Origin of the sequence: Halodesulfovibrio spirochaetisodalis, assembly GCF_001672295.1 — a bacterium.
GTDB classification, from domain to species: domain Bacteria; phylum Desulfobacterota; class Desulfovibrionia; order Desulfovibrionales; family Desulfovibrionaceae; genus Halodesulfovibrio; species Halodesulfovibrio spirochaetisodalis.
This window is the reverse complement of record NZ_JXMS01000006.1, coordinates 88469-115173: the sequence shown is the minus strand read 5'-3', so window position 1 is coordinate 115173 and position 26705 is coordinate 88469. Positions and strand designations below refer to the sequence as shown.

23 protein-coding genes and 1 tRNA gene are annotated in these 26705 nt (G+C 47.8%); 9 read left to right on the top strand and 15 right to left on the bottom strand.

The window, feature by feature from the left end; translation table 11 throughout:
• Positions 1-8: 8 nt before the first annotated feature.
• Positions 9-929, top strand: coding sequence for a dihydroorotate dehydrogenase (locus tag SP90_RS05185; protein WP_066853290.1), 921 nt, complete (start codon positions 9-11; stop codon positions 927-929).
• A gap of 352 nt (positions 930-1281) precedes the next feature.
• Here SP90_RS05185 and SP90_RS05180 read toward each other — a convergent pair whose 3' ends face one another.
• From SP90_RS05180 to SP90_RS05165, 4 genes are all read right to left on the bottom strand, one after another.
• On the bottom strand, positions 1282-2304 hold the full coding sequence (locus SP90_RS05180; RefSeq protein ID WP_066853288.1) for an alpha-hydroxy-acid oxidizing protein: 1023 nt from the start codon (positions 2302-2304) through the stop codon (positions 1282-1284).
• Positions 2305-2364: 60 nt separating this feature from the next.
• Entirely contained in the window at positions 2365-3063 is a 699-nt protein-coding gene (locus SP90_RS05175) for a FadR/GntR family transcriptional regulator (RefSeq protein ID WP_066853286.1), read from the bottom strand.
• Between the two features lie 256 nt (positions 3064-3319).
• Complete coding sequence (locus SP90_RS05170; RefSeq protein WP_066853284.1) at positions 3320-5104, bottom strand: chloride channel protein; 1785 nt, start codon at positions 5102-5104, stop codon at positions 3320-3322.
• A 26-nt stretch (positions 5105-5130) separates the two neighbouring features.
• On the bottom strand, positions 5131-6075 hold the full coding sequence (locus SP90_RS05165; RefSeq protein WP_066853282.1) for a bifunctional riboflavin kinase/FAD synthetase: 945 nt from the start codon (positions 6073-6075) through the stop codon (positions 5131-5133).
• A gap of 322 nt (positions 6076-6397) precedes the next feature.
• Here SP90_RS05165 and SP90_RS05160 point away from each other — a divergent pair.
• Positions 6398-6484, top strand: a tRNA-Leu gene (locus SP90_RS05160).
• A gap of 338 nt (positions 6485-6822) precedes the next feature.
• Here SP90_RS05160 and SP90_RS05155 read toward each other — a convergent pair.
• From SP90_RS05155 to SP90_RS05140, 5 genes are all read right to left on the bottom strand, one after another.
• Entirely contained in the window at positions 6823-8118 is a 1296-nt protein-coding gene (locus tag SP90_RS05155) for a M23 family metallopeptidase (protein WP_066853279.1), read from the bottom strand.
• Between the two features lie 159 nt (positions 8119-8277).
• Positions 8278-8841 carry a disulfide bond formation protein B gene (locus SP90_RS05150; RefSeq protein ID WP_066853277.1) on the bottom strand — a complete coding sequence of 188 codons (564 nt, stop codon included), beginning with the start codon at positions 8839-8841 and terminating at the stop codon, positions 8278-8280.
• Positions 8842-8849: 8 nt separating this feature from the next.
• Positions 8850-9005: a DUF5993 family protein gene (locus tag SP90_RS16945; protein ID WP_407920030.1), complete on the bottom strand. Its 156-nt coding sequence runs from the start codon at positions 9003-9005 to the stop codon at positions 8850-8852.
• A gap of 95 nt (positions 9006-9100) precedes the next feature.
• Positions 9101-10522 (bottom strand): MFS transporter, encoded by a 1422-nt coding sequence (locus SP90_RS05145; RefSeq protein WP_066853275.1) that lies wholly within the window; start codon positions 10520-10522, stop codon positions 9101-9103.
• A gap of 47 nt (positions 10523-10569) precedes the next feature.
• Positions 10570-11010 carry a MarR family winged helix-turn-helix transcriptional regulator gene (locus tag SP90_RS05140; protein WP_066853273.1) on the bottom strand — a complete coding sequence of 147 codons (441 nt, stop codon included), beginning with the start codon at positions 11008-11010 and terminating at the stop codon, positions 10570-10572.
• Positions 11011-11179: 169 nt separating this feature from the next.
• Between SP90_RS05140 and hemW the strand changes: the two genes are divergently transcribed.
• A complete protein-coding gene (gene hemW, locus SP90_RS05135; RefSeq protein WP_066853271.1) occupies positions 11180-12337 on the top strand; it encodes a radical SAM family heme chaperone HemW in 1158 nt (385 codons plus the stop codon).
• A gap of 72 nt (positions 12338-12409) precedes the next feature.
• A complete protein-coding gene (locus tag SP90_RS05130) occupies positions 12410-13300 on the top strand; it encodes a zinc dependent phospholipase C family protein (protein ID WP_066853269.1) in 891 nt (296 codons plus the stop codon).
• Positions 13301-13541: 241 nt separating this feature from the next.
• Here SP90_RS05130 and SP90_RS05125 read toward each other — a convergent pair whose 3' ends face one another.
• Positions 13542-14009: an aminoacyl-tRNA deacylase gene (locus SP90_RS05125; protein ID WP_066853267.1), complete on the bottom strand. Its 468-nt coding sequence runs from the start codon at positions 14007-14009 to the stop codon at positions 13542-13544.
• Between the two features lie 431 nt (positions 14010-14440).
• The gene (locus SP90_RS05120) at positions 14441-15799 is read right to left on the bottom strand and encodes a deoxyribodipyrimidine photo-lyase (RefSeq protein WP_066853266.1); all 1359 of its coding nucleotides are present in this window, start codon (positions 15797-15799) and stop codon (positions 14441-14443) included.
• A gap of 303 nt (positions 15800-16102) precedes the next feature.
• Here SP90_RS05120 and SP90_RS05115 point away from each other — a divergent pair, with 303 nt between their 5' ends.
• A complete protein-coding gene (locus SP90_RS05115; RefSeq protein WP_066853265.1) occupies positions 16103-17689 on the top strand; it encodes a peptide chain release factor 3 in 1587 nt (528 codons plus the stop codon).
• A 122-nt stretch (positions 17690-17811) separates the two neighbouring features.
• Here SP90_RS05115 and SP90_RS05110 read toward each other — a convergent pair whose 3' ends face one another.
• Positions 17812-18201, bottom strand: coding sequence for a MucR family transcriptional regulator (locus SP90_RS05110; RefSeq protein ID WP_066853264.1), 390 nt, complete (start codon positions 18199-18201; stop codon positions 17812-17814).
• A gap of 610 nt (positions 18202-18811) precedes the next feature.
• On the opposite strand from SP90_RS05110, the gene SP90_RS05105 reads away from it, so the two are divergent.
• Together SP90_RS05105 and SP90_RS05100 are read left to right on the top strand one after the other, a co-directional pair.
• On the top strand, positions 18812-20458 hold the full coding sequence (locus SP90_RS05105) for a hydantoinase/oxoprolinase family protein (protein ID WP_066853263.1): 1647 nt from the start codon (positions 18812-18814) through the stop codon (positions 20456-20458).
• A gap of 37 nt (positions 20459-20495) precedes the next feature.
• Positions 20496-20828 (top strand): hypothetical protein, encoded by a 333-nt coding sequence (locus SP90_RS05100; protein ID WP_066853262.1) that lies wholly within the window; start codon positions 20496-20498, stop codon positions 20826-20828.
• Between the two features lie 385 nt (positions 20829-21213).
• Here SP90_RS05100 and recR read toward each other — a convergent pair whose 3' ends face one another.
• From recR to dnaX, 3 genes are all read right to left on the bottom strand, one after another.
• Positions 21214-21819 carry a recombination mediator RecR gene (gene recR / locus SP90_RS05095; protein WP_066853260.1) on the bottom strand — a complete coding sequence of 202 codons (606 nt, stop codon included), beginning with the start codon at positions 21817-21819 and terminating at the stop codon, positions 21214-21216.
• A 13-nt stretch (positions 21820-21832) separates the two neighbouring features.
• A complete protein-coding gene (locus SP90_RS05090; protein ID WP_066853259.1) occupies positions 21833-22144 on the bottom strand; it encodes a YbaB/EbfC family nucleoid-associated protein in 312 nt (103 codons plus the stop codon).
• A 129-nt stretch (positions 22145-22273) separates the two neighbouring features.
• Positions 22274-24118, bottom strand: a complete 1845-nt coding sequence (dnaX, locus tag SP90_RS05085; RefSeq protein WP_066853258.1) for a DNA polymerase III subunit gamma/tau — start codon at positions 24116-24118, stop codon at positions 22274-22276.
• A gap of 392 nt (positions 24119-24510) precedes the next feature.
• Here dnaX and SP90_RS05080 point away from each other — a divergent pair, with 392 nt between their 5' ends.
• Complete coding sequence (locus tag SP90_RS05080; protein ID WP_066853256.1) at positions 24511-25356, top strand: M15 family metallopeptidase; 846 nt, start codon at positions 24511-24513, stop codon at positions 25354-25356.
• A complete protein-coding gene (locus SP90_RS05075) occupies positions 25356-26681 on the top strand; it encodes a M99 family carboxypeptidase catalytic domain-containing protein (protein WP_066853255.1) in 1326 nt (441 codons plus the stop codon). Before SP90_RS05080 ends, SP90_RS05075 begins: the two co-directional genes overlap by 1 nt.
• Positions 26682-26705: the final 24 nt, after the last annotated feature.

The following is a 26705-nucleotide window of genomic DNA, read 5'->3' as shown; positions in this document are numbered from 1 at the left end:
AGGCTTGAATGAGTACTAATGTAACGCTTCCCGGCTCTACTGGCTTACAGTTTAAAAACCCTATTCTTACCGCATCAGGTACCTTCGGGTACGGTGTTGAGTTTGCCCCGTACGGCGATCTTACTACACTTGGCGGTATCGTGGTAAAAGGGCTTTCCCTTGAGCCTCGCGCAGGGAATCCGATGCCGCGTATTGCGGAAACTCCATGCGGTATGCTCAACGCTGTAGGTCTTCAGAACTCTGGTGTAGAGAATTTTATTACAGAAAAATTGCCCAAGCTTCCTACGGAACAACTTCCGGTTATTGCCAATATCTACGCATGTGACCCTGCTGAGTTCGGCGAACTCACAGCAGTCCTTGCAGCGGAAGAAGGTATTGCGGCAATCGAAGTGAATATCTCCTGCCCGAATGTGCAGGAAGGCGGTATCCTTTTTGGTCAGGATCCGCAGCAGGCTGCCCGTGTAACCGAAGCTGTAAAAAAAGCTGCTGGCGTAAAGCCGGTCATCATTAAACTCAGCCCGAACGTTACCGACATCACCACCATTGCCAAAGCCGTTGAAGGTGCAGGCGCTAATGTGATCTCCTGCATCAATACACTGTCCGGCATGGGCGTTGATATCCGTAAGCGCAAGCCGCTTATCGCAAACGTTATCGGTGGTCTTTCTGGCCCTGCAATTAAACCTGTAGCGCTTCGCTGTACCTATCAGGTCTGCAAAGCTGTTTCTATTCCGGTAATCGGTATGGGCGGCATTGCTTCAGCAGAAGATGTGCTTGAGTTCATCCTTGTAGGAGCACACGCAGTGCAGGTTGGTACCGCCAACTTCCTGCGTCCGGACTTCTCGTTCCGTCTTGTTAAAGAGCTTGAAGAGCTTATGGAACAGATGAATATTACCGATCTTGAAGAATACAGAGGGTCTTTGCAACTCTAGTCTATGCGTGTCGTTGATGGGCGCAGGCTGTTGTCTCCGTAGGGAGAAGACTGTCTCCGACGGGCAGGCGGGCTTTGCCCCTGCACCCCCACAAGGGGACGCGTCCCCTTGACCCCATTTATACGCGTCTTCAATCCGTTTCTTTTCTTGTTGGAAGCCGCGAACACGCTATCTTTCCGTTATTAAAAAGGGTTGGCCTCAATTATGAGGCCAACCCTTTTATAGTTTGAGAAAGGTAGTGGTGCAAAAGCCGCGAGGTTCAGATGAAAAACGGGCTGGTATCGCGACTAAAAGTTTTTGGAGAGTCCAGAGAACCTTGTTTCAACAAGGTTCTTTGGCCGCCGGAGGCATGCTACTGCCCGAGAACATCAGTAATGATGTCTGCGTTCGCATCTTCAATGGATTCACAGCCTGTAAGTACCATTGCAGATGTAAGCTCTCCGGTAAGTTGCTGGATGTATTTGGATGCACCTTCTTCCAGACCGCCAACAGTGGCGATAGAGAATGGACGACCTATCATAACGGCATCAGCGCCAAGGGCGATCATTTTAAGTACGTCAGCACCAGTGCGGATACCACCGTCAACGAGTACTGCAATTTCACCATTCACAGCGTCTGCGATGTCGGAAATTACGTGCGCTGTACCCGGTGTGTGATCAAGAACACGACCACCGTGGTTGGAGACTACGATACCTGCTGCACCGGCTTCGGCTGCAGCCTGAGCGTCTTCAGCTGTCATCACGCCCTTAAGGAGTACCTGTCCTGGAATTTGTTCAATAAGAGCACGCAGGCGTTCAACACCACGCGGTGCTACTGGACGACCCATTTTAGCAAGAGTGATGAGGCCGATTGCGTCGATGTCTATACCGAAGGTTGTACAGCCTGTTGCAGCTGCCTTTTCGATTTTTTCAAAGAACTCATCGCCTTCCCACGGTTTGATGAACGGAATGCCATTGCCGTTTACTGCGGTAAGAGCAGCAAAACCTGCTTCGGAGATAAACGGTGGTACACCGTCGCCAGTACAGCCCACAATGCCGTTGGCATCGCACGCTTTAACCTTTGAGAGAATGTACTCTTCTTCAGTAATCTGACCGCCCATGTTGAAAGATACGCCGCCGATAGGGGCAGCAAAAACTGGAATGGACAGAGCATACCCCAGAACACTGGTGGATGTTGATGGGGCAGAAACATCGTGGATAGTGCGCATGCGCAGTTTGTAGTCTGCCAGAGCCTCTACATTGCCTTTGAATGAAGCAGCTGTACCAAGACCACCCATTCCCGGAACTTCGCCTGCACAGGCTCGTCCGTCACATTCTCTACAGACTCTGCAAAAGCCCTTCATACGTTCATGGGCTGCTTTACGAACTTCTTGCATAGCATTTCCTTACCTGACGGTGGTTAAGCCGCAGAACGTTTGCTCGCGCTCTGCGTATGGTTATTCTGTTGAAAAGAGCATGCTGTGTACCAATTTCAGGTGCTTGTGCATGCAGCGTTCTGCCAAAGCTTCGTTTCCGGCAGCAATGGCATTGTAAATTTCTTTATGCATGGAGCAGGATTGTTCTCTGCGTTCCGGTGATTGCAGCGGTTCCTGCCGTGTCTCTTCAAGTGCGGCCTTTGCGTTGACGAGCGCCTGTTCAAAAAGCGGATTGCCGGAGGCTTTGGCAATGGCGCAATGGAAACGAATGTCTTTTTCCCACGGCTTATCCTCCGGTGCTTTTTCTTTCATAATAGCAGCAATGGCCTCAAGCTGCTCCGGTGTTGCATTACGTGCAGCCAGACCAGCTATTGCAGGCTCAATAGCCTGACGGAATTCCATGATTTGCAGCAAGTAAATGCGTTGCTCTGTTACCGCTTCAGCAAGTGGTTCAATAATGCTTGTTGTACTCACAACAAATGTTCCGTTGCCGCGTCTGCTTTCAACAATACCTTTTTCCTGAAGGGAACGGATTGCTTCGCGGATAGAGCTTCGCGAAACCTGAAAGGTCGCAGCCAGATCTCGTTCCGGCGGGAGCTTGTCCCCAACATTGATTGTTCCGGTGTGCAGCATTTCCTGAATACGGAGCACAACCTGCTCGTATATCTTTAACTGCTTTTGTGTGGGAGCACTGTCGGCTGCAAATGATACCTTGTTCATGTCTTCCTTTTGTTGGTCTGACCAATTTGTTTGGTCTGACCACTACCATATTGATGAGTGGTTTTGAAGAATTTTATTAGAGAGGTTTGAGATCAGTTAATGCTACTTGCTGAAAGGCTAGGCAAAGGTGGGTGGTGAGATATGAAAAAAGCCAAGCTATCGTGCGTTGGAACGCATTTGAGCTTGGCTTTTATATTCATGTTACTGCACAGATTTGTGTATCCGGCAGGCGGAACTGTTGTTGGTTAACAGGTTCCTATTTTTCGTTTTCCTGAATGGTGTACAGATGGTTTTTATACGCTCTGAACACGTCCGCTCTGTTGATAAGGCCGAGGATCTCATGCGGGTTATCTTCTTGAACAACAGGAATCTGTCCGAGGTCAGAGTCAACAAACTTAACAAGTGCAGTGTACAGGTCATCATCGTCATAGAGCGTTACGCCTTTACGGGCGAGGTCGCCTACCACAACAAGGTCAAACAGGCTTTCTTCATACAGGATGTTTCGTACATCGTTAATGGACAGGATTCCTGTAATTTCTCCGGCAATGTTTTTGACGGGGAAGAAGAATTCGTTTGTTCCTGTAATGATGTTCGTAAGTGCTTTAAGGGTGATAGATTCTTCAAGAATCGTTACGCGTCCGCGCTGGTAGAAATCTTTAACCTGCAGGTTTTCAAGGATGTTTACTGTAGAGTCAACAATGTGTGCAGGGGATTCAAATTTGTTCTCAACCTGATTTTCATAGAGAGAAACTTTGCGGCTGATAACAACACAGATAGCACCGGAAAGCATGAGAGGTGCCAGCAGGCCGTAGCCTTTTGACAATTCGCATACCATGATGAGCGGCCCGATTGGCGCATTCGCTACACCGGCAAAGAAGGTTGCCATACCTACGAGCGCGTAGCCACCCGGTTGGGTAACGATATTCGGGTAGAAGCTGTTGGCTGTAAAACCGACAACACCGCCTGTCATGCCGCCTACAAACAGTGCAGGGGCAAACATACCACCACTCATGCCGGAGCCGAGGGTCAAGGACGTTGCCAAGGTTTTGCCGAACAGCAGTACAAGCATTGTGAGTATCGGCAGGTTGCCGTTAATTGCCTGTTCCAGTCCGTGGTGGCCTGTTGAAAGAACCTGCGGGTAAAACATGCCGTAGATACCCATAATCAGGGCGCCAGCCACCATTGTCCACATAATGCCCACACGCTGGCGGAGCTTTTCAAACACAGAGTATTTGAGGAAATGGAAGGTGCGTACGTAGAACCATGCTGCAAGCGCACAGGCTACGGAAAGGATGGCGTAGAACAGCAGTTCGCGGGCATCACGGAAATGAAACTGAGGAATATCGAACATCGGCTTGGAGCCGAATGCCATGAAGAACAAGGAGTACGCCACAACGGATGAAGTAACGGCAGAAACAATGGCTTCGGATTCAAAGTCCTCTTTGTAGATAACTTCAATGGCAGTCATCGCGCCGCCAAGCGGAGCAAGGAAGATAGCGCCAAGGCCGCCTGCTGCACCTGTAAGCATGAGAATGCGGCGCTCTTTGGTGGAAAGCCCGAACTTGTGGGCAAACCAGCAGCCAAGACCTGCTCCGAGCTGGGAAACAGGGCCTTCCTGACCAGCAGAACCACCGGAAGCAATGGTCAGGATGGATGTGATGCCTTTGATGATAGGTGCCTTTGGCTTGATATCACCTTTGTTCCGGTGAAAGGCTTTGATCATGGCATCGGTGCCGTCAGTAACGCCGTGTATGGAGTCCGGCAAAAATTTATTAACAAGATAGCCGGTAACAAACGCAACGCTGACTAACGCTACAGGGATAACCCACGGGCGGTATTCGCCATGCGCACCATGTGTGGAAATACCTGCGAGGTGGTTCTGGATAAAATCCTGAGAAAAATCGAGACCAAGGCGGAAGGCAATGGCAACCAATCCGGCAAAGATACCGACCAGTACGCCGAGTACAAGCATACGTACGTATGTAACGCTGTGGTACACACGCAGGTATTCTTGCCAAATTCGTTTAAAAGGACCGAGCATCGGGCGCTCCCAATTGTATATTCATGCTAGAGACGGGCTTCAGGAGCGTCGAGCAATTGTCGGGCTAGAGAAACATCACTGGTGATTTGTTCGATAAGTTCATCAAGTCCGTTGAATTTTTTCTCGTCTCTGATGCGTGCAACAAAGTTCAGTCGCAACTCCCATCCGTAAATGTCTGCATCGAAGTCGAGAATAAAGGTTTCAACGCTGATTTCGTCGTTTCCGAACGTCGGGTTGTATCCAATATTGGTGACGGCCTTGTGGACTTTGCCATCCAGCTCTGCCCATGTGGCATATACACCTGGTTTCGGGTGCAGTTCGTCACGTACACGCATGTTTGCGGTAGGGAAGCCAAGCAGTTTGCCACCTCTGTCCATGCCATGCACAACAGTCCCGCGGATGATGTAGAATCTGTCCATAAGCGGTTTCACATCCCACACTTTGCCGGCCTTAATGAGGTCGCGGATGCGTGTAGAACTGACAATTGCGTCGTTGATCATGACAGGTTCGAGGCGCTCTATGCCGTACCCGAATTTTTCTCCCAGTGCGGAGAGCAGCTCAAAATTACCTTTGCGTCCTTTGCCGAAAGCGTAATCGTATCCAACAACAAGCTCTTTCATCTTGAGCTGATCTACAAGGATAGATTTAACAAATTCTTCTGGTTCCAGCGCAGCAAGTTCCCGCGTGAACTCAAGCAGAAGAACTAAATCAACGTCGATTTTTTCAAGCAGGTCTAACTTTTTTTCGTAGTCGGTAATAAGAGCAGGGGCATGCGAGCCGGCAAGCACCTTGAGTGGGTGCGGGCAAAAGGTAACAACAACACTCGGGACGCCCATAGACGCCGCTTTCTCTTTAGTGCGGTTGATTAACTTTCTATGACCGTTGTGAACACCGTCGAAGTTTCCGATAGTGAGACAACAACCTTTGGAAAGATCGAGTGAAATTTCCTGTATGCTTCGTGCGATTTGCATGGGTACCACCAGCAGCATGTGAATTCATAAAATATGTTCGCGAACAGGCAGCCTGTTGCGCGAAGGCGATTATTGTTACAGCAAAAGAGGTGGTGCTTCAAGTGGCAGATGGCAGGAATGGTGGTTTTATGTTCCTGCGTTATTGTTTTGCATGTTTTGTGTAAAATAAGTATGTTAGCGAAATGTGGTGCGGTGTTTAGAGCTTTTTAGGTGATAAGCAGGCGGTAAAAGTTTTATTTTTTCTTAAAAAAAGCTTGCATGCTTTTCATATTATCGCTAAACACCACTCCTCGAAGCGCAACAAAAGCTTCGACGAAAACGTGCCGAGGTGGTGGAATTGGTAGACACGCTAGGTTCAGGGTCTAGTGGATGTATTTCCGTGAGAGTTCGAGTCTCTCCCCCGGCACCATCGATATCAAAAGCTCTTAATTCGAAAGAATTAAGAGCTTTTTTCGTTTTGGTTACCTTGTAGCTTCTGGACATATTGCGTGGGGCAACGCGGGTCAGAATTCTGTTTTTGCCCATAACTGCTAGCAATCTTCAAAAATAAAAAAGGGTGGAGTCATAAACTCCACCCTTTTTCTATTTCATAAGAAAGTGAGGCGTAAGCCGCGGTGTTTGGCAAGAAACGGATTGTTCTCGCAGGCAAAGGTTTTGGGAGATTCTTAAGAAGCCCTTTTCCTGAAAAACGGTTCTTAAGCCGCCGGAGGCACGTCGAAGACCCACCGGAGGTGTTCGCAACCAATGCTACACCTTGCTTTCTGCGACTTGTACTGGTGTTTCTTCCGGATGCAGCAGCTTTACCTTTTCCTTGAGCAGAACGAGCTGCTCTTTGGTTGCTTTTGGTGCACGCGGGTTTATTGCCCGTGTCGGGTTGATGTATTTACCGTTCTTTTTCATACGGAAATCAAGGTGCGGCCCAGTGGATAGTCCTGTGGAGCCAACGTAGGCAATGGTTTGCCCTTGCTTTACCTTTTTGTCGACTTTAAGCCCTCGGGCGAAACGGTTGAGGTGCAGATACGCTGATTCATAGCCGTTGCTGTGGCGAATTTTAACGTATTTTCCTGCGCCTCTGCTACGGGCAATTTTAATAACCTTGCCGTTGCCGATGGCAGATACCGGAGTGCCGCGCGGAGCAGCGTAGTCGATACCGTGATGCGGCCGGTAGGTTTTAAGAATAGGGTGCAGGCGACGGTTTGAGTACTTGGAGGAAATACGGGTGAAACTGAGCGGTGCTTTTAAGAAAGCACGACGCAGGTTTTTTCCTTCAGCAGTGTAGTACTGAGTAAACCCGTTGTTGTCTTTCAAGTAGTAGCCTTCGTAGGCGTTACCCTGATTCATGAAGCGTGCGGCAAGAATTTTTCCATAGCTTTGGAATTTGCCATCACGGAAGCGTTTTTCCACAACGACGGTAAAATTATCGTTTTTACGGATGTCGCGGATAAAGTCGATTTCCCACCCGAAGATGTCCCCAATTCGAGCGGCAAGAGCTGCTTTTTCCCCTGCAGCAGCCAATGCTTCATATAAATTGGAAGAGATGGTGCCGTTCACGCGTTCAGTGATGACATCGTACTCAATATCTTTGAGTTCAGCGTCATATCCGTTGTCTATCTTGGCAACAGACAGGTACTTGTCGTTGTCGATTTCGTACTCAAAACGGGTGAATTCGCCGTCGGTTGTGACAACCCTGTATGGTCGTCCACGACGAAGGCTCGTAAGGCGGAATGTTGTATCCGTTGCTGATGCAAGACGGTAAACTTCTGCCTTGGAAAGCCACTTGTTGAGAAGGGTGGAGGCGGTTTCGCCTTTGCCGATTTTTCCGCTGACTACTTCAATAATCGGTTGCGGAACCTGTTCTGCAGGTTGGCTTGGTGTCGCGGGAGTGTTTGAAATATCTCCGGAAGAGGCGACGGAGGTGGTGTTTTCGGAAGTTTGTTTATTCTGCGTAAATGTTAGAGAACCATACGCAATTCCAGCAATAATTATTGCTGAGACAATGGTCAGACATACTTTTTTGGTACTAATTTTCTGTTGAATAGACATAAAACCCTTACAAACGTCCCCAAATAGTTACCACATTCCTTATTATACACGAACTAATAAAGATCATTTAAAACGGGTTTACGTCAAGTTTTTAGATGTAATTGTTTATAATAATAGGGTCATGAGTACAGATTTATAATAACTTCACCATGCTATGTATTATGGATGTGTTATAAAATGGGTAGGTTGAATGAGCATATAGTGCACTGGATTATCGGGACATCGCCAGCCACATTCCAAAAGTGTTATTATTGCAAGGAATAACGTTATGGATATCATAATTCCATATCCAATGTGGACTATTTTGTCGTTATAGGTAGGTGTATCTAATGGTGACCATACATTTTCTATGAGTAACAACAGAGCAGTAACAACCAGTGCAATAAAAAATATGAGTGACGACCATGTATATAGATGCATTCCAAAGACAGGAGCACCGTAATTTCCTGTTCCCGGTACTATATGCAGCAATACCTGCCGTACGCTGACTGCTATACCGAACAGAGCAAACATGAGCGTAACTGAGAGATGACGCGGGCGTATACCAAACCGCAAGTTCAGCAGAGGCCCCATTGCCAGACCAATCATTGCATAGCGTTGCAGTATGCAGAGGGGACATGGCAAATCACCAAGTATGAACTGTACAGAAAGGGAGCCGCACATGACGCCTGCAACCATGAGCAGCAACAGTAAATTAATTTTGCGTGCAAGTTCCGGATGCATAGTCCTGCCTACAGATTAACGTTTAGCGAGTCTGTAGCATGGGACATGAACCAGATGATGGCGAGTATGATTGAAAGAATAGTGACGTAGATTGCGCCCATCCGGTGCCCATACCATCCAATACCCATAGCCAGTATCAGTAGTAAAAATAAGATAGTACTCATACTGCCAGTGTATTAGAGGCAGGGCTGTAGTGCTAAGATAATTTGAGGGATCTGCACTACCATCCGGATTGGTGCGTCAGGATGAAGCTATCCTGTTATGTCGTCAAATCAGTTTGTGGTTCCTGATACATTGCGGAGTATTTTTGTGCACGGGCACTTGCAAATGCTCCCGCAACCCCGATTGCACTAATGACTGTAAAGATGGTGAAGCCGGTTTGCAGTGCGGAAATAAATGCTTCCGGTGACTGCGAAACTGACTGTCTGCCCATGAACAGACTCAGAATGAACGAGATTGCGGACATGGCAGTAAGCATGCCCAGCGTACGCATAGTCGCTGAAAGGCTTGCTGCTACACCATAGTGCTTAGGTTCTACACAGGTCATGATTACGGTCAGGTTCGGTGTTGAGAAGAATGAGAAACCAAGGCCGAGCAGAGCGAGAATCATGAGTAATGTCGGCAGAGTTGTTTCTGCGTTGACGGTGGTGCAGGTTGCCAGTGCAATCGTGCATAATCCCATACCGAAAACAGTCAACTTGCCCGGGTCAATCTTGTCTGCCAGCCGTCCGGCAATCGGCGATAAAATGGCCATGATTACCGGCTGGGTCACAAGAATGATCCCTGCATACTGCGGTGGAATTCCCTTAACCTGCTGCAAGTAGAGGCTGAAGAAGAATGTCACGCCAAAAGAGGATGCATAGTTCGCAAGCAGAACCAGTGTACTGAGGGAAAAGGTACGGTTTGCCTTCAGCAGCGGTACGTTCAGGATCGGATGCTCAGTCTTTGACTCCCAGTAAAAGAAGAAACAGAGGCCGAGCAGACCGGCAGCAAACAGAAGAGTAAATATTCCACCCTGATTAAGATGGGTTACTCCTGTCATTGCCATACAGACTGCACCTGCATACATGATGCTTCCGATCCAGTCGAAAGGAGCACCTTTTGCTCCATGCCATTCACCGTGCAAACGGGTCAGTGTAAGCCACAGTGCAGCAAGCTGAAGCGGTAGCACACCCCAGAAAATCCAGCGCCAGCTACCGTATTGAATAATAAAACCGGTCAGAGTCGGACTTGCGGAAAGTCCTAAATATACTGAAGCAGCGACTATCCCCATAGCCCTACCGCGTACCTGCTGCGGTACAACGGATGAGATGATGGCTACGCTTGTTGTTGCAATAAGTGCAGACCCTGCCCCTTGAACAAAACGCAACAAAATGAGTGCTTCCATTGTCGGAGCCAGTGCAATGCAGAACGTAGCAAGAATAAAGACGCAGAGTCCTATGGAAAAAATACGCTTACGCCCGCGGATGTCCGCAAAGCGCCCTGCCGGCAGCATCAAAATACCACCGGCAAGTATGTAGGCCATCTCAACAAGGCCGAGCTGGAACGCTCCAGCGGAAAATTCCCTGCCAATGGCAGGCAGTGCCACACCTACAGCTGACATCATGAATGGTGTCAAAAATTGTACGACAGAAACAATGAATGTCGCTGCCGCCGGTGAGACGGTTTTTTGGGTTGTCATTTAATGGTCCTCCCCAGTCTAGGATAGTGTGTCGTAGCGGCTGGATGTTATTTCTGCATATTGTGCTTGCAAACCTTGGCGAGAAGTTTTGAAAGTGTTTCCTGCTCTTCCGGTGTCAGTGCTTCAAGCATTTCCTGTGTGCCTTCACGCAATGATGCACGTAGCTCGCCTTTCATCCAATTTGCTTTATCTGTTGCTGATACAAGTTTTTGTCTTCGGTTTTTAGGGTTCACTTTCCGTTTAACCAGCCCTTTTTTTTCCAACTGCTCAATTGCTCTCGCGGTAGCTGCCGGATCAATGAAAAGTGCTTTGGAAAGTTCGTCCTGCGTCATTGGCTCCTTGTTTCGGAGCACTTCCATTAGGAAAGGCACTTGGCCGAACGTGACATCAAACTTAGTGATCTTTTCTTTGGCCTTTGCCGCCTGAATACGGCTGGTCATTGAAACTGCGTATCCAAGTGGGAACTGCTCATCAGTAAAACCGTTCATATCTTCCTCTAATGTAAGTTAATCGACTGTATTGTTGTATCAACAGTTGATAAATCAATAAAGTCTTTCTATTGATAAGTCAATAGTTGGTTTGTTGTATATTGCCTGCAACATCTTGCCTAATTGATCTCTTGACGCATGGGGCTGAGGCACCTACTTTCACTGCGTTATGTTGTTGTACTTACACGTTCCATTTTGCCGCAGTAAATGCGGGTACTGTGCGTTCCACTCCCAAGTGCCGAATGATGATGCAATGCAGGTCTATCTTGATGCTGTAATGCGCGAAATTGCCCTCTGGGGCGACAGGCTTGGCAATGTGCCTGTGGAAACAGTCTTTTTAGGCGGCGGTACGCCTTCCATGTTGCCTGCAAGAGCTATTGATGCCCTCTTGAATCGGCTTTCAAAGACATTCGCTGTAAAGCAGGGTGCCGAAATCAGTATGGAGGCAAACCCTGAGTCTGTTGTGCGGGATACCTTTTTGTACGATATCCACGCAGCGGGCATTAACAGGTTAAGCCTTGGTGTACAAAGCCTTAATCGTGATCTTCTCCATATTTTGGGCAGACCTCATACAGCAAAGCAGGCTGTAGTTGCTGTTGAACAGGCTCGAAAAAACGGTTTCGGGAATATAAATCTTGATTTTATATGGGGATTACCGGGGCAGAGTTTAGGTAACTGGCTCAAGGAATTAAAATCGATTGTGAAGCTGAAGCCGGATCATATTTCCTGCTACAGTTTAAGTATTGAAGAGAATACTCCGTTTGAAAAAGCCCATGATGATGGGACAATCGAACTGCCTTCTGATGATGATCAGAGCAAAATGTTTTTGTACGGGGCGGAATTCTTAGAATTGCAAGGGTACGCACACTACGAAATTTCCAACTTTGCCCGAATGGGCTACCAGTGTCGTCATAATCTGGGATACTGGGAAGGTGCAGACTATCTCGGACTCGGGCCTTCAGCAGTTTCAACCGTTAACAGCAGGCGTTGGTCAAATGTCAAAGACCTCAATACCTATGTGCAACATGTGGAAAGCGGAGAAATAGGTAATAATACAGAGGCGCTGACTCCGCATGAACGTATGCAGGAACTGATTATGCTTCGGCTGCGTACTGCGCGCGGGTTACGACTTGCCGCTTATAAGGAACTCACGGGCAGAACTTTTATGGAAGATTTTCGGCCTATGATTACAGCACTGCATCAGCATGGTTTGATTAAAATTCGCAATGGGTATCTGAACCTTACAAAGCGCGGCATGCTGGTCTCCAATACGATCATCGAGAACCTGTTCGATGCAATGGATCGCTTGCAGGGATTGAAGTGTTGACATTCTCGGAGTGAGTACTACTCTATGACCTCAGCCTGAAGCTTCAGGCGAAATATGGGGGGATGGGGTTTTATGAAAAAGTGTCTGGTACTGGCAGCAGTAGCTGCCTTTGCTTTTGTTTTGCTTCCGGAATCCGCATACGCGTGGGGACCCGGTGTTCATATCTCAATAGCCGAATGGTTACTTTCCAATCTTTCAATTCTTCCTGCATCTGTTGCACACACCATTGCAACACATAAGGACGCGTTTAAATACGGCGCTCTTTCAGCAGATATTTTTATAGGTAAAGGCAGTACTGTTGTTCCCGGTCATAGTCATAACTGGGAAACAGGCCTTACTCTTTTGCAAAATGTCCAAAGCCCGAAGCTGCGTTCCTATGCCTACGGATACCTCTCACACCTTGCAGCAGATGTCGTAGCACACAATAATTACGTACCAAGCCTCATGTCCGGGGCACCAACCTCCGGTAAGTTTGGGCACGTGTATATTGAAGCACAGGCTGACCGTATGGTGCGTTGGAACAGTAACAGCGTCCGCGGTCTCTTCAAAATTCCATGCACCGACCATGACTGCGAACTACTGGCGGCAACCAACAAGAACAAAAGTGGTTTTGCCATCCGCAAACAAGTTTTTCGAAGCAGTGTAGCCCTGTGTGGCGGATACCCTTGGAAAACTTCTCTTAAACTTATTCATCACACTATGCCGGGCGCAGCCGACAGAAAGTACCTGCGTTCCATGATTGATGCCAGTGTCCGGTCAGTAGTTAATATTCTTTCAAAACAAGATAAGTCAGCTGTAATCGGGGTAGACCCGATTGGCGCAACAGCGCTCGCTGACTCAAAAGGTATGTGCGCGGGCACCCCTGTTTTGCCGAGACGTAATCCCTTTCCACTCGTATTCCCGCTTGATAAGCGGGTATCAACATTGCCGGAGCTGAGAGCTGCGCACAGGATTGTGCTGTAGTACAGTCTGGTTGGTGGTTGCTTCCGGCGGGTCTCCGACGGGCAGGCGGGCTCTGCCCCCTGCACCCCCGCAAGGGGACACGTCCCCTTGACTCCGATTATACGCGAAACTGTCCGTTATGTATGACGTTGGAAGCCGCGAACACGTTATTTTTCTGATATGAAAATAAAAAGGGTTGGCCTCAATTATGTAGGCCAACCCTTTTATAGTTAGAGAAAGGTCGTGGAATAATGCCGTGCGACTATTTTCGTACGCGTACAATGCGTCCATTATTGGCATGGAGCATCTCATTCGTTTTTACTCGCACCAACGAGCATTCCGAACCACCTCCGGTAATCACGGACTGAATTTCTGCTACACGCGGGTCAATAAGGAAAGTTGCGTTGTAGCCGAAAGATGGTGTTCCACCGCAAGGGTACCCTGTCTTTTCGAGTATTTCTTCTGCTGTTGCTAGTCTTGGACGTTCTGTACCAAGAGCTTTACCTACGCGTGATGTACTTGCCCTGTCAGTGCCGTGTACAATTGCAACGATAAAATCACCGTTAGAGCCGATCATGCAGACATTTTTAACGAATTCTTCTGGTGAAGCGTTTGCCGCGTCTGCTGCGTCTGCCACACTGTGGCAGGACTGATTAAAGCTCATATGTTCAGCTGCTGGGATGTGAGCCTTCAAGTAGGTTTTGAGGTTTTCTTCATGGTGGGAGTTCATAACAATCTCTTTAAATTTGTATGTGCGCGAGTGTAAGTTCGTTTCGCGAAATCAGCTAGTATTGCATGACTACAGTCTCAAAAAGCATATGTCAAAATAGAGCGTTATGAGATTGTCTCCGACGGGCAGGAGGGCTCTGCCCCCTGCACCCCCGCAAGGGGACACGTCCCCTTGACCCCGATTATACGCGAAGCTGACCGTTATGTATGACGTTGGAAGCCGCGAACATGCTATCTTTCTGATATGAAAATAAAAAGGGTTGGCCTCAATTATGTAGGCCAACCTTTTTATAGTTAGAGAAAGGTAGTGACATAAAGCCGCGTGAGGTCATATTTAACGGGCTATTCTCGTATATAAAGGTTTCTGGAGGTTCTTAAGCCGCCGGAGGCAAAAAAATCCCGCTGATAAGCGCCGCCAGAGGCATACAAACTCTATGCAGGTTGCAGTCCAGCGGCTAAGCGTACTTTTTCAATGTACCCTTCCACGTTAAATTTTCGTTTGGCGCCGTTGTAGTTCATGTACCGGACGGTTCCGAAGATGGGGCGCTCTTTCCACGGCCTGTCGTGCACTCCGCCTATTGACCATGCAATGCCTGTGTAGCCGTTGGAATCCACGCCATCCAGTGAGTAGGTGTCATTAAGATGCAGGGCAATGTTCATGGCGTCTTCTGGAGAGTGCGTCCATTCCAAAATTTTCTTTGCCCAGTACATCCGCATATACCCGTGCATTTTTCCAAGATGCGTCAGTTCTTGTTGTGCAGCATTCCAAAGCGGGTCGTGTGTTTGTGCGTGCTCAAACTGGGGTAAGGTGTAGATGTAGTCCCGCGGATCTGACAGGTGCTTTTGGAGCGTGTCCTTTGCCCACTGCGGAAAACCGGAGATGGAGTCGTAGTTCTGGTTGTAAATGCAGAAGTTGTCCGCAAGCTCTCTGCGGACGACGAGCTCTTCCAGAAAGACTTCTTTGGCTTCGTGCTTGATGTGTTTATGTTGCAGGGTTTCCAGAACAATCCGTTGGGCGGATAGCATACCGAAATGCAGGTATGGTGACAGGTTGGACAGTGCGTCCTGTGTGGGATCGTTTCTGTCCTCATAATGTTGGATTGTTTTGGTCAAAAAGTGCTGCAGCGCTGCGTCGGCTGCTTTTTCACCGGATTTGATGTGTGTTACTGGAGACGGGGAGGAAGCGCTTGATAGCGGGGCTGAGAGCGGCTGACCTTTTGGTTTGCCGTTCCATGAGGCTGCGGGAGAAGTAAGCGCTGGGAATTGGGTAAGAAACAGATCAAGTGACCTGTGTATTTTAGGACGGATAGTTCGCGCTGCATATTCTTGTTTCTCAGAAACATAGCGTGCTGGAACAACATTACGACCATCCACAGTGGCAACTGCACATTCGGTGAGATTTATGATGGTTTCCAGCCAGTGCTTTTGTGGCTTGAGAGCGGAGTGGTCTGTGATGAGCATTTGGGGGGAGTTGTGTTTTACTACCGTTGCGAGCTGCTCTGGAGTGTTTGCTGTGGAATTAATGAAAGGGATGTTCTTTTTTTCCAGAGTGCGCTGAGTTTCCTGAATGCCGGTGTAGAGAAAATGCTTTTGCCGATAAGAGCTGGCAGGGGTTGAGCCGGAGAGGCAAAAGAGTACGAGCAGGGGCAGATTCTGGCTGCTTGCCTGTTCCAGTGCATACAGTAGTGCCCAGTTGTCTTTCGCTCTGTGTTCGCAACGCATCCAATATATGATGCTTTGCGGGTTGGATATGGTTGTGGTTCGTTCCTGCAAAATTCGCTCTGTTTGCATGGTCTTTCTCCTGATGCGGGATAGGTATATTTGGGAGTTTACCAGAAGAATATGGACGTGGAAATGGCAGGCAGGTTGGGAAGCTTTTGGGGTACACAGGCGTGGGCGTTGGGAACTGAAAGACGTTGCGACACCCTTCTTTCTTGACCAAAGCAGGGTCTTTGTGGAATAGGCAGTCAGCAACAGCGTAGTATGTAAAATTGTACGCTTACAAAATCATCACAACAGCAGCGCGGTAACACGCGCTGTTTTTTGCGATATCGCACCGTTTTTATGAATAAAACGGAATACAGAGGAATAACCATGAGTAAAGCTTTAGCACGTGAAGTTGATAAACGTCGTACATTCGGCATCATCAGTCACCCGGATGCCGGTAAAACCACCCTTACAGAAAAATTGCTTTTGTACGGTGGTGCAATTCAGATGGCGGGTTCCGTAAAATCCCGTAAAGCGGCACGTCACGCTACTTCTGACTGGATGGCGATGGAGCAGGAACGTGGTATTTCTGTTACTTCTTCCGTTATGAAGTTTGAATACAAAGGGCATGAAGTAAACCTGCTCGATACACCGGGTCACCAGGACTTTTCTGAAGATACCTACCGTGTATTGACTGCTGTTGACTCCGGTCTGCTGGTTATTGACTCTGCAAAGGGTGTAGAAGCACAGACATTGAAACTTATGGATGTTTGTCGTCTGCGTAACACTCCTATTGTAACGTTCATCAACAAACTCGACCGTGACGGCCTTGATCCTCTGGATGTTATGGCTGACATTGAAGAGCACTTGAAGATTGAATGTGCGCCTCTCACATGGCCTATCGGCATGGGGCAGGAATTTAAAGGCACATGGAATATCTACAAGAATGAATTACACCTGTTCAGTGCTGTGCACGAAGGAAAAACTCAGGAAGGACTTGTTTTCAATGATGTAAACGATCCGCGTCTTGAAGAGTACCTTGGTGAATACGCTGCTCAGCTTCGTGATGAACTGGAGTTGCTTGAAGGTGCTGGTAACCCGTTTGATAAAGAGCGTTACCTTAAAGGGGAACAGACTCCGGTATTCTTCGGTTCTGCCATCAATAACTTTGGTGTGCAGGAAATGCTGGATGCATTTGTTGACCTTGCTCCTGCGCCTAAGAGCCGCCCGACGACAACGCGTGAAGTTTCACCGTACGAGACAGATTTTTCCGGTGTTGTTTTTAAGATTCAGGCGAACATGGATAAAAACCACCGTGACCGTATTGCGTTCATGCGTATTTGCTCCGGTAAATTTACCCGTGGTATGAAGGTGAAACATCACCGCTTAGGCAAAGATTTTACCATTGCGAACGCAACCATCTTCATGGCGCAGGATCGTACCGGCGTAGAAGAAGCGTATGCAGGTGACATCATCGGTGTTCATAACCACGGCACAATTAAAATCGGTGATACCTTTACCACAAAGGAAGAGCTGAAGTTTATCGGCATACCGAACTTCTCCCCGGAACATTTCCGCCGTGTACAGCTTAAAGACCCTATGAAGCGTAAACAGTTGCAGAAGGGACTTGAGCAGCTTGCAGAAGAAGGCGCAGTACAGTTGTTCCGCCCGATTGCGAATAGTGACTACATTCTTGGTGCGGTCGGTATTCTGCAGTTTGATGTAATCGTCCACCGTTTGAAAGAAGAGTACAGCGTGAATGCGCTGTATGAACCATGCATGATTACAACCGCACGCTGGATCAGCAGTGAAGATGAGAAGGTGCTGGCAGATTTTAAAGATTACTACCGTAGCGATCTTGCCATCGATGCGGAAGGCTGCCTTGCCTACCTTGCTCCTAACCCTTGGAAGCTTGAGTCCGCGCAGGAACGCTACTCCAAGGTTGTCTTCAGCACTACGCGCGAAATTCGCTAGTACAAATACTAAAAACCCGCACAGAATTATTCGTTCTGTGCGGGTTTTTTTGTCAGATGCATGCAGCGTGCATAGAGATTGCTATGTTGAGACTGCAATGCTGAGCTGTCATCTATTGAAGACTATTTTTTCTTACGTTTTTCCCACAGGCGCATGTCTTTCATTTTCTTTCTACGCTCGCGCTGCAGTGATTTGCAAACAAGCGGCATGCCTTTTTTGTAGCCGTATTTTTCACGATATTCCTGCATAGTCAGGTCGTGAGAAAGCAAGTGTTTGCGGGTAAGGATTTTGAATGACTTACCACATTCAAGACACGTAATGGATTTTTCTTTAATGGCCTTGCTAGGCTCCATTATCGGCTCTTGCTCTATTTCTTCCTGAGTACCTTCAGCGATCTGTTTAATGCCGAAAGCTAATTTTTGCATCATAGAGCCGATTTCATCTTCGGTCATGGTGCGGACACTAGCCTGCGCTTTCACAATATCCAAAGCCTGCTTCAGATATTCTTCCATATTCCCTCCTTCCGTTACGCCACATAATAGTTTGAAACCTATTCCACACGTATTAATCGTCTTTAGTAGAACACCGGCACTGTTCAGAGATTAATACTGGCTTCTTAAATTCTTAGCTGACGCTACGTAGTAAAATGTAACATTTCCATTATATTATGTTGAAATATTGCTTTTGCGATAAAAAAAATCGTTTTTTGCCCCTTGAAACAGCTGTTGTAATCTAAAGCGATGTGTTGCGTGCGTTATTAATTAGAAGTGGCGCTTTAATAGAAGATTAGTAGAGTCCGCTTCTGCAGGCAGGTGGCAAGCAAAGTACACTGAAGCCATTCAGCGCTTTTATTCAACTCACTATCGTTACTGGTAACATTTCGTAAGTATGTAAAAGGTTATGACAGATTATAAAATAAAGTCGAATTTGCTTTTCATAAGTCTGAATAAAATTACATAGAAAATTTTCGTATTAGAATGCCTGATAATCACATTATAAATTGCATGTACAGGTGGTAGATAGAGTTATAATTGCATTATTTTGCATTTCTCAGCTGCTCTGTTGCCAAACTGCCTGTTCGGGCGCTACCCTGTGCTCTCACTACTGTACGGGAGAATACCAATGGTTACGGACAAGCGGTACTGCATCGGGATTGATACGGGTGGAACATTTACGGATGCTGTGATTGTGGACACAGTTTCCGGTGCGGTTGTGTGCACTGCCAAAAGCCCCACAACGCATTATGATATTCAAAAAGGCATTCAGTCGGTTGTTGAAAAAGTACTGGCCGCATCTGCAGTTTCGCCTGATGCAATTGCCAGAACCTGTGTCTCGACCACATTGGCAACAAATGCACTGGTAGAGAACAAAGGTGCGGATGTTGCCTTGTTTGTCATCGGGTTTAATCAGCGGCTGGAAGTTCCCGCAGTAGCAGCCCGTTTTGTTCCCGGCGGTCACACTATTAAAGGTGAAGAAGTGGAGCCGTTAGGCATCCAGTACATTGTAGATGGGGTAAACGAGCTTAAAAATGATGTGGAGGCATGGGCAGTATGCAGTTCCATGGCGTTTGTGAATCCAGTACATGAACTGGTGGCTGCAAAAGCCGTAAAGCTGGTGAGTGAAGCTCCGGTGTTTTGTTCGCATGAAGCGAGCTGCCGTGCAGGCATGAAGGAACGAGCCTCTACTGCATGTCTGAATGCCCAGTTGCTGCCCGTGATGAAAAAATTTCTTTCCGGTATCAGTAATGCACTTACTGCATGCGGAATTTCGGGTGAGGTGCTGGTTGTACGCGGTGATGCTACTGCCATGAATATGCAGGAGGCACTGACGCATGCTGCGACAACTATTGCCAGCGGTCCTGCTGCAACAGCACTTTTCGGGGCAAAAACAACCAATACTACCGATGCGCTTATTCTTGATGTGGGTGGAACCACCACGGATATTACGCTCATCAAAGATGGGAAACCGGTTGTGGATACTTCCGGTATGTCCATCGGTAAGTGGGAAACCCATGTTGAAGCTGTTGAGATGTTTACAGTGGGCGTCGGAGGTGACAGCCTTGTCCATCTTACAAATGGTAAACCGATGGAAGTGGGGCCTGCGCGAGTGACGCCTGTCTGTATGGCGCGGGATATCCCCGCACCTGAGACATGGATCGGGCAGAGCAGGCTTTCACGGTGCATTACCATGTTACCGGATGTTTCGCACGAAAACATTACCGCTTCCCCGATACTTGCCGCGTTGCAGGAACATGGTGGGATGACACCGCATGCGCTTCTTACGTTGTTAGGTGTGGCGGAAATTACTTTTGAGCAGGAGTTAACTAAGTTGCTTCATAAACAGCACGTTCGTGAAGTCGGTTTTACGCCGACTGATGCTTTGCACGTGCTGGATAAGCTCAGTATTGGTGACCAGGATGCTGCTTGCAATGCGGCGAAGACTCTAGCAGACATTGAGGGATGTTCAGCAGAGGGGTTTGCCCGTAGTGTTCTTACAAAAGCAGAACGGACTATTGAAGAGACGGTGCTGCGGCATCTTTCTAAGCGGGAAATTGGCGGTAACTTGGTAGGCTATCTTGCCAACCGTGAAGAGAATCAGTTGCTGCAAATTACTGTGTCACTCAATGTGCCGATGATTGGAATAGGTGCAGCTGCACCGTATTTGCTTACAAATGTTGCAAAACGTTTGAACACGACGATCTCGTTCCCTGAACATTTTGCTGTGGGGAATGCGCTTGGCTCCGTGTTCATGGCAGAGCGCAACTGCTAAGTTTTGCAACATTAGTCGATGGAAAAAGGAAGAGGATATGGAATATAAAGAACAGAGTTTTGAAGCTGTTATTGAAGTGGGAAGTGAATGTGAAGACTGCACAATTGTTCACGGCTGGCTCTATGACGGCAGCAAGTGGGTACTGCATGCATGGGGAGAAACAGAAGAAGCTGTGTATGATCTGACAGAATCCCGTGACCCGCAGCATCGTGATGAATATTACAAGAATCACGGTGTGACAGAAGAGCGTTTGCGCCGGTACTCCCGAGTAGAATTTTTTACTCTTCTGGGAGACACAAAACATTTCGGGCCGTATGACAAAGAATTGTTTTTCGCGACAACATCAGATGTTGATCCGTTGAAGAAGTAGTGTCTCCAACGGGCAGGCGGGCTTTGCCCCCTGCACCCCCACAAGGGGACGCGTCCCCTTGACCCCGATTGTACGCGTCTTCGCCTGTTGTTTCTCACATTGGAAGCCGCGAACATGCTAACTTTCCAATACAAAAATCAAAAGGGTTGGCCACAATTATGTAGGCCAACCCTTTTATACTCATCGAAAGGTAGTGGAGCAAAAGCCGCGAGGTATTGTAAAGAACGGGCTGATATCGCGTACAAAGGTTTCTGGAGATTCTTAAGAACCTCTTGCAAGAGGTTCTTAAGCCGCCGGAGGCTCGTCGAAGACAAAAGAATTGTCCCGCTGGCAAGCGCCGCCGGAGGCAAAAAGCGCTGATAAACGTTTTGCCTACTGGAAACTTTTACAGTTTTTGCCTGTAATTCAGTGACTGCCTGAGCGTTGCTTTGTCCACAAATTTTACGTCGGATCCAAGGGGAATCCCTTGCGCCAGACGACTGACATTGATGTGCGGAAACTCCCGTTTAACAAGCTCCTTGATGTAGGAGACGGTGTTTTCTGCTTCAATGGTCGTACCGAGCGCAAAGATGATCTCGGTAATGGTGCCTTCGAGAAGGCGTTGTTTCAGTTTATCCAGCTCCAGCTGTTCGGGTGTAACGTTCTCCAGCGGTGCGATAAGCCCGCCGATGATGAAGTATTGCCCTTTGTAGAAGCCGCCGTCCTCGAGCGCGAGCATGGCATCCCATTCCGGCACAAGACACAGGGTGTCTGTAGCGCGGTGTTCATTGATGCAGATGGCGCAGGGGTCGGTATCTGACAGAGCGCCGCACCGGTCGCAAAGGTGCAGTTTATCCCGAAGATCGTGGATGTTCTGCCCAAGGTCACGGGTTTGTTTTTCCGGCCATTTGAGCAGTGTCATGGCAAGCCGTTGTGCAGATTTGGGACCGAGCCCCGGCAGTTTGGAAAGTTGCCCTACAAGTACTTTAAGCGGTTCTGGGAGCTGTTGCACTGGTAATCCTGAATTAGAACATGCCTGGAATGTTCATGCCGCCAGTGAGGGCGCCCATTTCATTTTCAGCCATTTCTTTTGATTTACGCAGAGCATCGTTAGTTGCAGCAAGAACGAGATCCTGCAGCATTTCAACGTCTTCAGGATCTACAGCGTTTTTGTCGATAACGATTGAGCGGATTTCCTGCTTGCCTGTGCAGACAACAGTAACCATACCACCACCGGAAGTACCGGTTACTTCGCGTTCTGCAAGTTCGTCCTGAAGTTTAGTCATTTTTTTCTGAAGCATCTGAGCCTGACGAAGCATATCGTTCATTCCACGCATGGTAGTCTCCTTGAGAATGTTTTCTTTTATATAAGCAGAAGGGAACTTCTGCATAGTTTGTGTATGGAAAAGGAGCCCGTTTCCGGCGGGCGATTGTGTGCAGGAAACGGAAACCTTGCAGACCGGAAGCTATTTCCGGCTCGGGTCATCTTTATGTTTGAATGTCAGCAACTCAGCACCAAGTTCCTCTTTCAGGAGCTGTGCTGCCGGATTCGATTCAATTTCTTCTTTTAATTCGTGATAGCTGCGCGCCTCTGTTTCAGGCTCATGCAATGCCACCTCTGTTGTTCCGTACCATTCCATCGCACGATTCCTAATTTTAGCGATGGCGTCCGTATTGTTCAACATGTCGTACTGCGTGCGTCCTGCAGCAGTAATATGCAAGGTGTCACCAAAACGTTTGCCGGTAGCCTGAGCGAGATACTGTAAGCTTTTGCCGCCCGTCTCGTCCTGCTTTTGACAGGACTCTAAGAACTCGCTCCAACGGGTAAGATCGGACGGCTGATTATTGCTTGAAGAGTCTCCACCGCTGGAAGAAGGAATATCCGGTGGTGCGCTCATGCTGTTGTTTGCTCCGCCAAGTTCCGGCGGAAGCTCTGCAGGAGGTGCATCCATTGGTGGCATGGAAGGCGGCATGCTGCTCTGCACAGGAGGCCGCTGTTGCTGCTGCCTATGCGGTGGTTCCTGTCTGTGAGGAGGCTGCTGGCGTTGTTCCTGTTGCTGCCTGTGTGGCGGCTGTGACTGAGGCGCTGGTGCTTGTTGCGGTGCCTGTTGTGGCGCTTGAGGTGTGCTTTGTGCAGCAGGCTGTTGAGGCACCGGACGTTGGGCTGCGGGTTGCTGCGGTGCAGCAGTTCCGCGGGAAAGCGATTCTGTTGAAATCAACTTCGGCAGGAAAGCAAGGTTCAGCAAGAGCAGTTCTAAAGCCATTGCTGGCTCAAGGCTGGAAAGCACACGGCGCTGGCCTTCCAATGTAAGCTGCCAGCATGCATGCACATGCGATAAGGCAAATTGCGGTGCCAGTTCAAGCCATTGCTTTGCTTCCGCTTCAGGAAGGTTGAGGAGCGGTAGAGCTTGTTCCCCAGCCTGTTTAAGCATGAACAGGTTTCGCCATGTGTTGCCGAGTTCACGAAGGAAGAACCCTATATCAACCCCCTGCTCCAGAATATCACGGATAACCTGTGAGAGTGCGACTACGTCCTGCGTTTTCATGGCGTCCATGACGCTGAAAAACAGTTCCTGTCCCGCAAGGCCGAGGATAGAGCGTACATCCGCCACTTCGAGGCGGTCGTTACCAAGTGCTAGTACCTGTCCTAGCAGGGACATGGAGTCTCGCACGGAACCTGCGGCTCTGCGTGCAATAAGTCGTACTGCTGCTGGGTCGTATTCATGCTTTTCCAGCTCAAGAATTTTTGTCAGATGATCGACCAGCTCCTGCTCTGTGAGCATTTTAAATGTGTAATGCTGACAGCGGCTGATGATGGTGATCGGAAATTTGTGTGATTCAGTTGTTGCAAGAATAAAGGTGACGCCCTTTGGCGGCTCCTCAAGAGTTTTTAGCAGTGCGTTGAACGCGTCTCTGGTGAGCATGTGGGCTTCGTCGATGATGAAGACTTTGTAACGGCCTTCCATGGCAGCGTAGCCGATGGATTCGCGCAGTCTGCGTGCATCGTCGATACCTCGGTTGGAGGCACCGTCAATTTCCACCACGTCTACATGCATGCCCTGAGTTATTTTTTTGCAATGTTCGCATTCGTTGCAAGGCTCATCTGTAGGAGCGTTCTGGCAGTTAAGTGCTTTTGCAAAAATACGTGCAATGGTGGTCTTACCGACACCGCGTGTGCCGCTGAAAAGGTAGGCCGGAGCCACCTTGTCTTCTTTGGCTGCACGGGAGAGAACAGATTTGACTGTCTCCTGTCCTGCAACTTCGGCAAAGCGTTGTGGTCTGTAGGCTGTGGTTAATGCTGCTGTACTCATTATGGTCCTGCAATTGGGATTTGTGTGCGTTGCATTTGTGTATTCAAAACAAGGAATACGCAAAAAGAACTACAATTCGTCACGCTAAAAAAAATTTAGCGCAAAGGCAAGATGAACACGTTGAAGCGGCAGCTGAGAACATTATTTTTCGCTGATACGCGGGAAATGATCAGATACGGAAAAACATTTTAGTATCATTGGGCATTTCTCTTGCATGTGATCTGTGGGGCGTACTTTTACAACATATTACTGTTACAAGCCGCAAGAGCGGTGCAGACTGAAACAGATATCATTAATAAACAGGGTTTGATTTTAGGCTGAAATGGCGTACTTTTCTTTCGCAATAAACAGCGATCATGCTGCTATGTCTTTATTTTTTCCAAGAGTACTGTATGAATAGGCGATTCTTTTTACAACAAATCTGTATTGCATCAGCGGTTGCAATGCCATGTAACTCGTTTGCCGCAGGGTTGATTGAGGAGAAGCCTCAAGAGCAGCACGGGCAGTTTGATTTGCATGTAAAAGACTATATTTCAAAGATGAGTCATTTTGATTCTGCGCATCCTGACGACATTGTGTTGAAAGATGAAGACTTGAAATTACTCAAAGAATGCACAAATAAGATTACCCGTGTAATGCGTACAGTTGGGTACGGCAATTTTAACCTCGTAAGTATAGATCAGGCATTTTATTTCGGGAAACAGTATTCGAGAATAGGTATATTTTCGAAGGAAGAAAAAGAGTTTCTGGAAAAGATGTTTTACTATGATGCTGATACATTAGGTTTTTACGGTGAAAAACCTATTACTGCGTTTACACAGACAATTTCACGAAAAGATGTGATAAAAATCCGTCACAGCGGACATTATCTTTTTAGAGGACATCCGTTTGAGGTGTGGAAGGAGATTAAAAGCGCGCTGGGATCTGACGTAATTTTGACATCAGGTGTGCGCGGAATTGTGAAACAGTTCCATCTGTTCCTTATGAAAGCGAGCAGTAATGGTGGGAATCTGTCCCTTGCTTCACGCTCCTTGGCTCCTCCGGGCTACTCGTTCCACGGGATAAGTGATTTTGATGTGGGACAGCGGAAGTACGGAGAATTTAATTTTACTTCACGTTTTACAGAGACTCGTGTGTTTACCAAGTTAAGCGAACTTGGTTATCTGACATTGCGATACCCTAGAGGGAATATGCTGGGGGTACGGTATGAACCCTGGCACGTTAAGGTGAGTTCATAATGCGATTGTTATTATCTATCATACTTGTTGTCATGACTGCGGTCTCTGCGTTTGCACAAAACCCGCTTGCGTTTTCTTTGCATAAGCTTGGAAATGATCCCAAGGGTCCGACTATTCTGGTTGTAGGCGGTATTCAGGGAGATGAGCCGGGCGGTTTCAGTGCTGCGGGCATGCTTGTATCTCATTACAACATTACAAAAGGGAACATCTGGGTTGTTCCTAACTTGAACTTTTTAAGTATTATCAAAAGTTCTCGTGGTTCATATGGTGATATGAACCGCAAATTTGCTTCATTGGATAAAAATGATCCGGATTACGAGTCCGTACAGCGTATTAAGGAAATTATCCGTAACGATCAGGTGGACATGGTACTCAACCTGCATGATGGAAGTGGATTTTTTAACCCGAAATATATCGATAAACTGCACAACCCTCGGTATTGGGGGCAGTGTGTTATTATTGACCAGAAAATGATTGCTAGTCATAAGTTCGGTGACCTGAACAGAATGGCTAGCATTGCTGTTAAAAAAGCGAATACAGAATTGCTTAAACCAAGTGACAAGTTCCATTTAAAGAATACCCGCACCCGCGAAGGTGATCATGAAATGGAAAAGTCACTTACCTACTACGCCATTACGCATGGAAAGCCTGCCTTTGGTATTGAAGCAAGTAAGTCCTTTATGACTCCTACGCGCACCTACTATCACCTCTCTGTTCTTGAGTCCTTTCTTAAGCAGGTTGGTGTAGAGTTTACGCGTGACTTCAAGTTGGACCCGCGCTCAATTAAGCAGGCTATGTTCAGCAGAGTTAAACTTGCGCTCTATGGCGGGAAGTTGCAGCTTGAGCTGGATAACGTGCGAAAGTACCTGAACTATGTTCCTATGAATAAAAATCTGGCAACAGAGTTTGAGGCGTCAAAGCCGTTGTTGACTATGGTTGATGCCCCGAACGGGTATAAGGTCTACTATGGCAATAGAAACCTGACGAACCTGTCTCCGCAGTTTTTTGAATTTGATGATAGTTTGTCTTTATTGCATTTAACTGTAGATGGGAAAAAGCAGGAAGTTCCGGTCGGAACCATTGTCGAGGTAGATAGCCATTTCAGAGTAAATTCACTGAAAGGGTATCGTTTTAATATTATCGGCTATGTTGCACCGAACAAGGGGCCTGAAGTTGATGTGACGGTCCGCAAGAGAGATCTTGTTAAACGCTTCTCTCTTGATAAAGGTGGGCGTGTGTATCGTATTGAAGCGTATCGAGGTGAAAAATTCTCCGGAATGGTGCTGGTGCGATTCAGTAAGAATAGCGCTGTTGCTGTGCGGTAGCCCAAAAACTGCATGGGGTGTTGT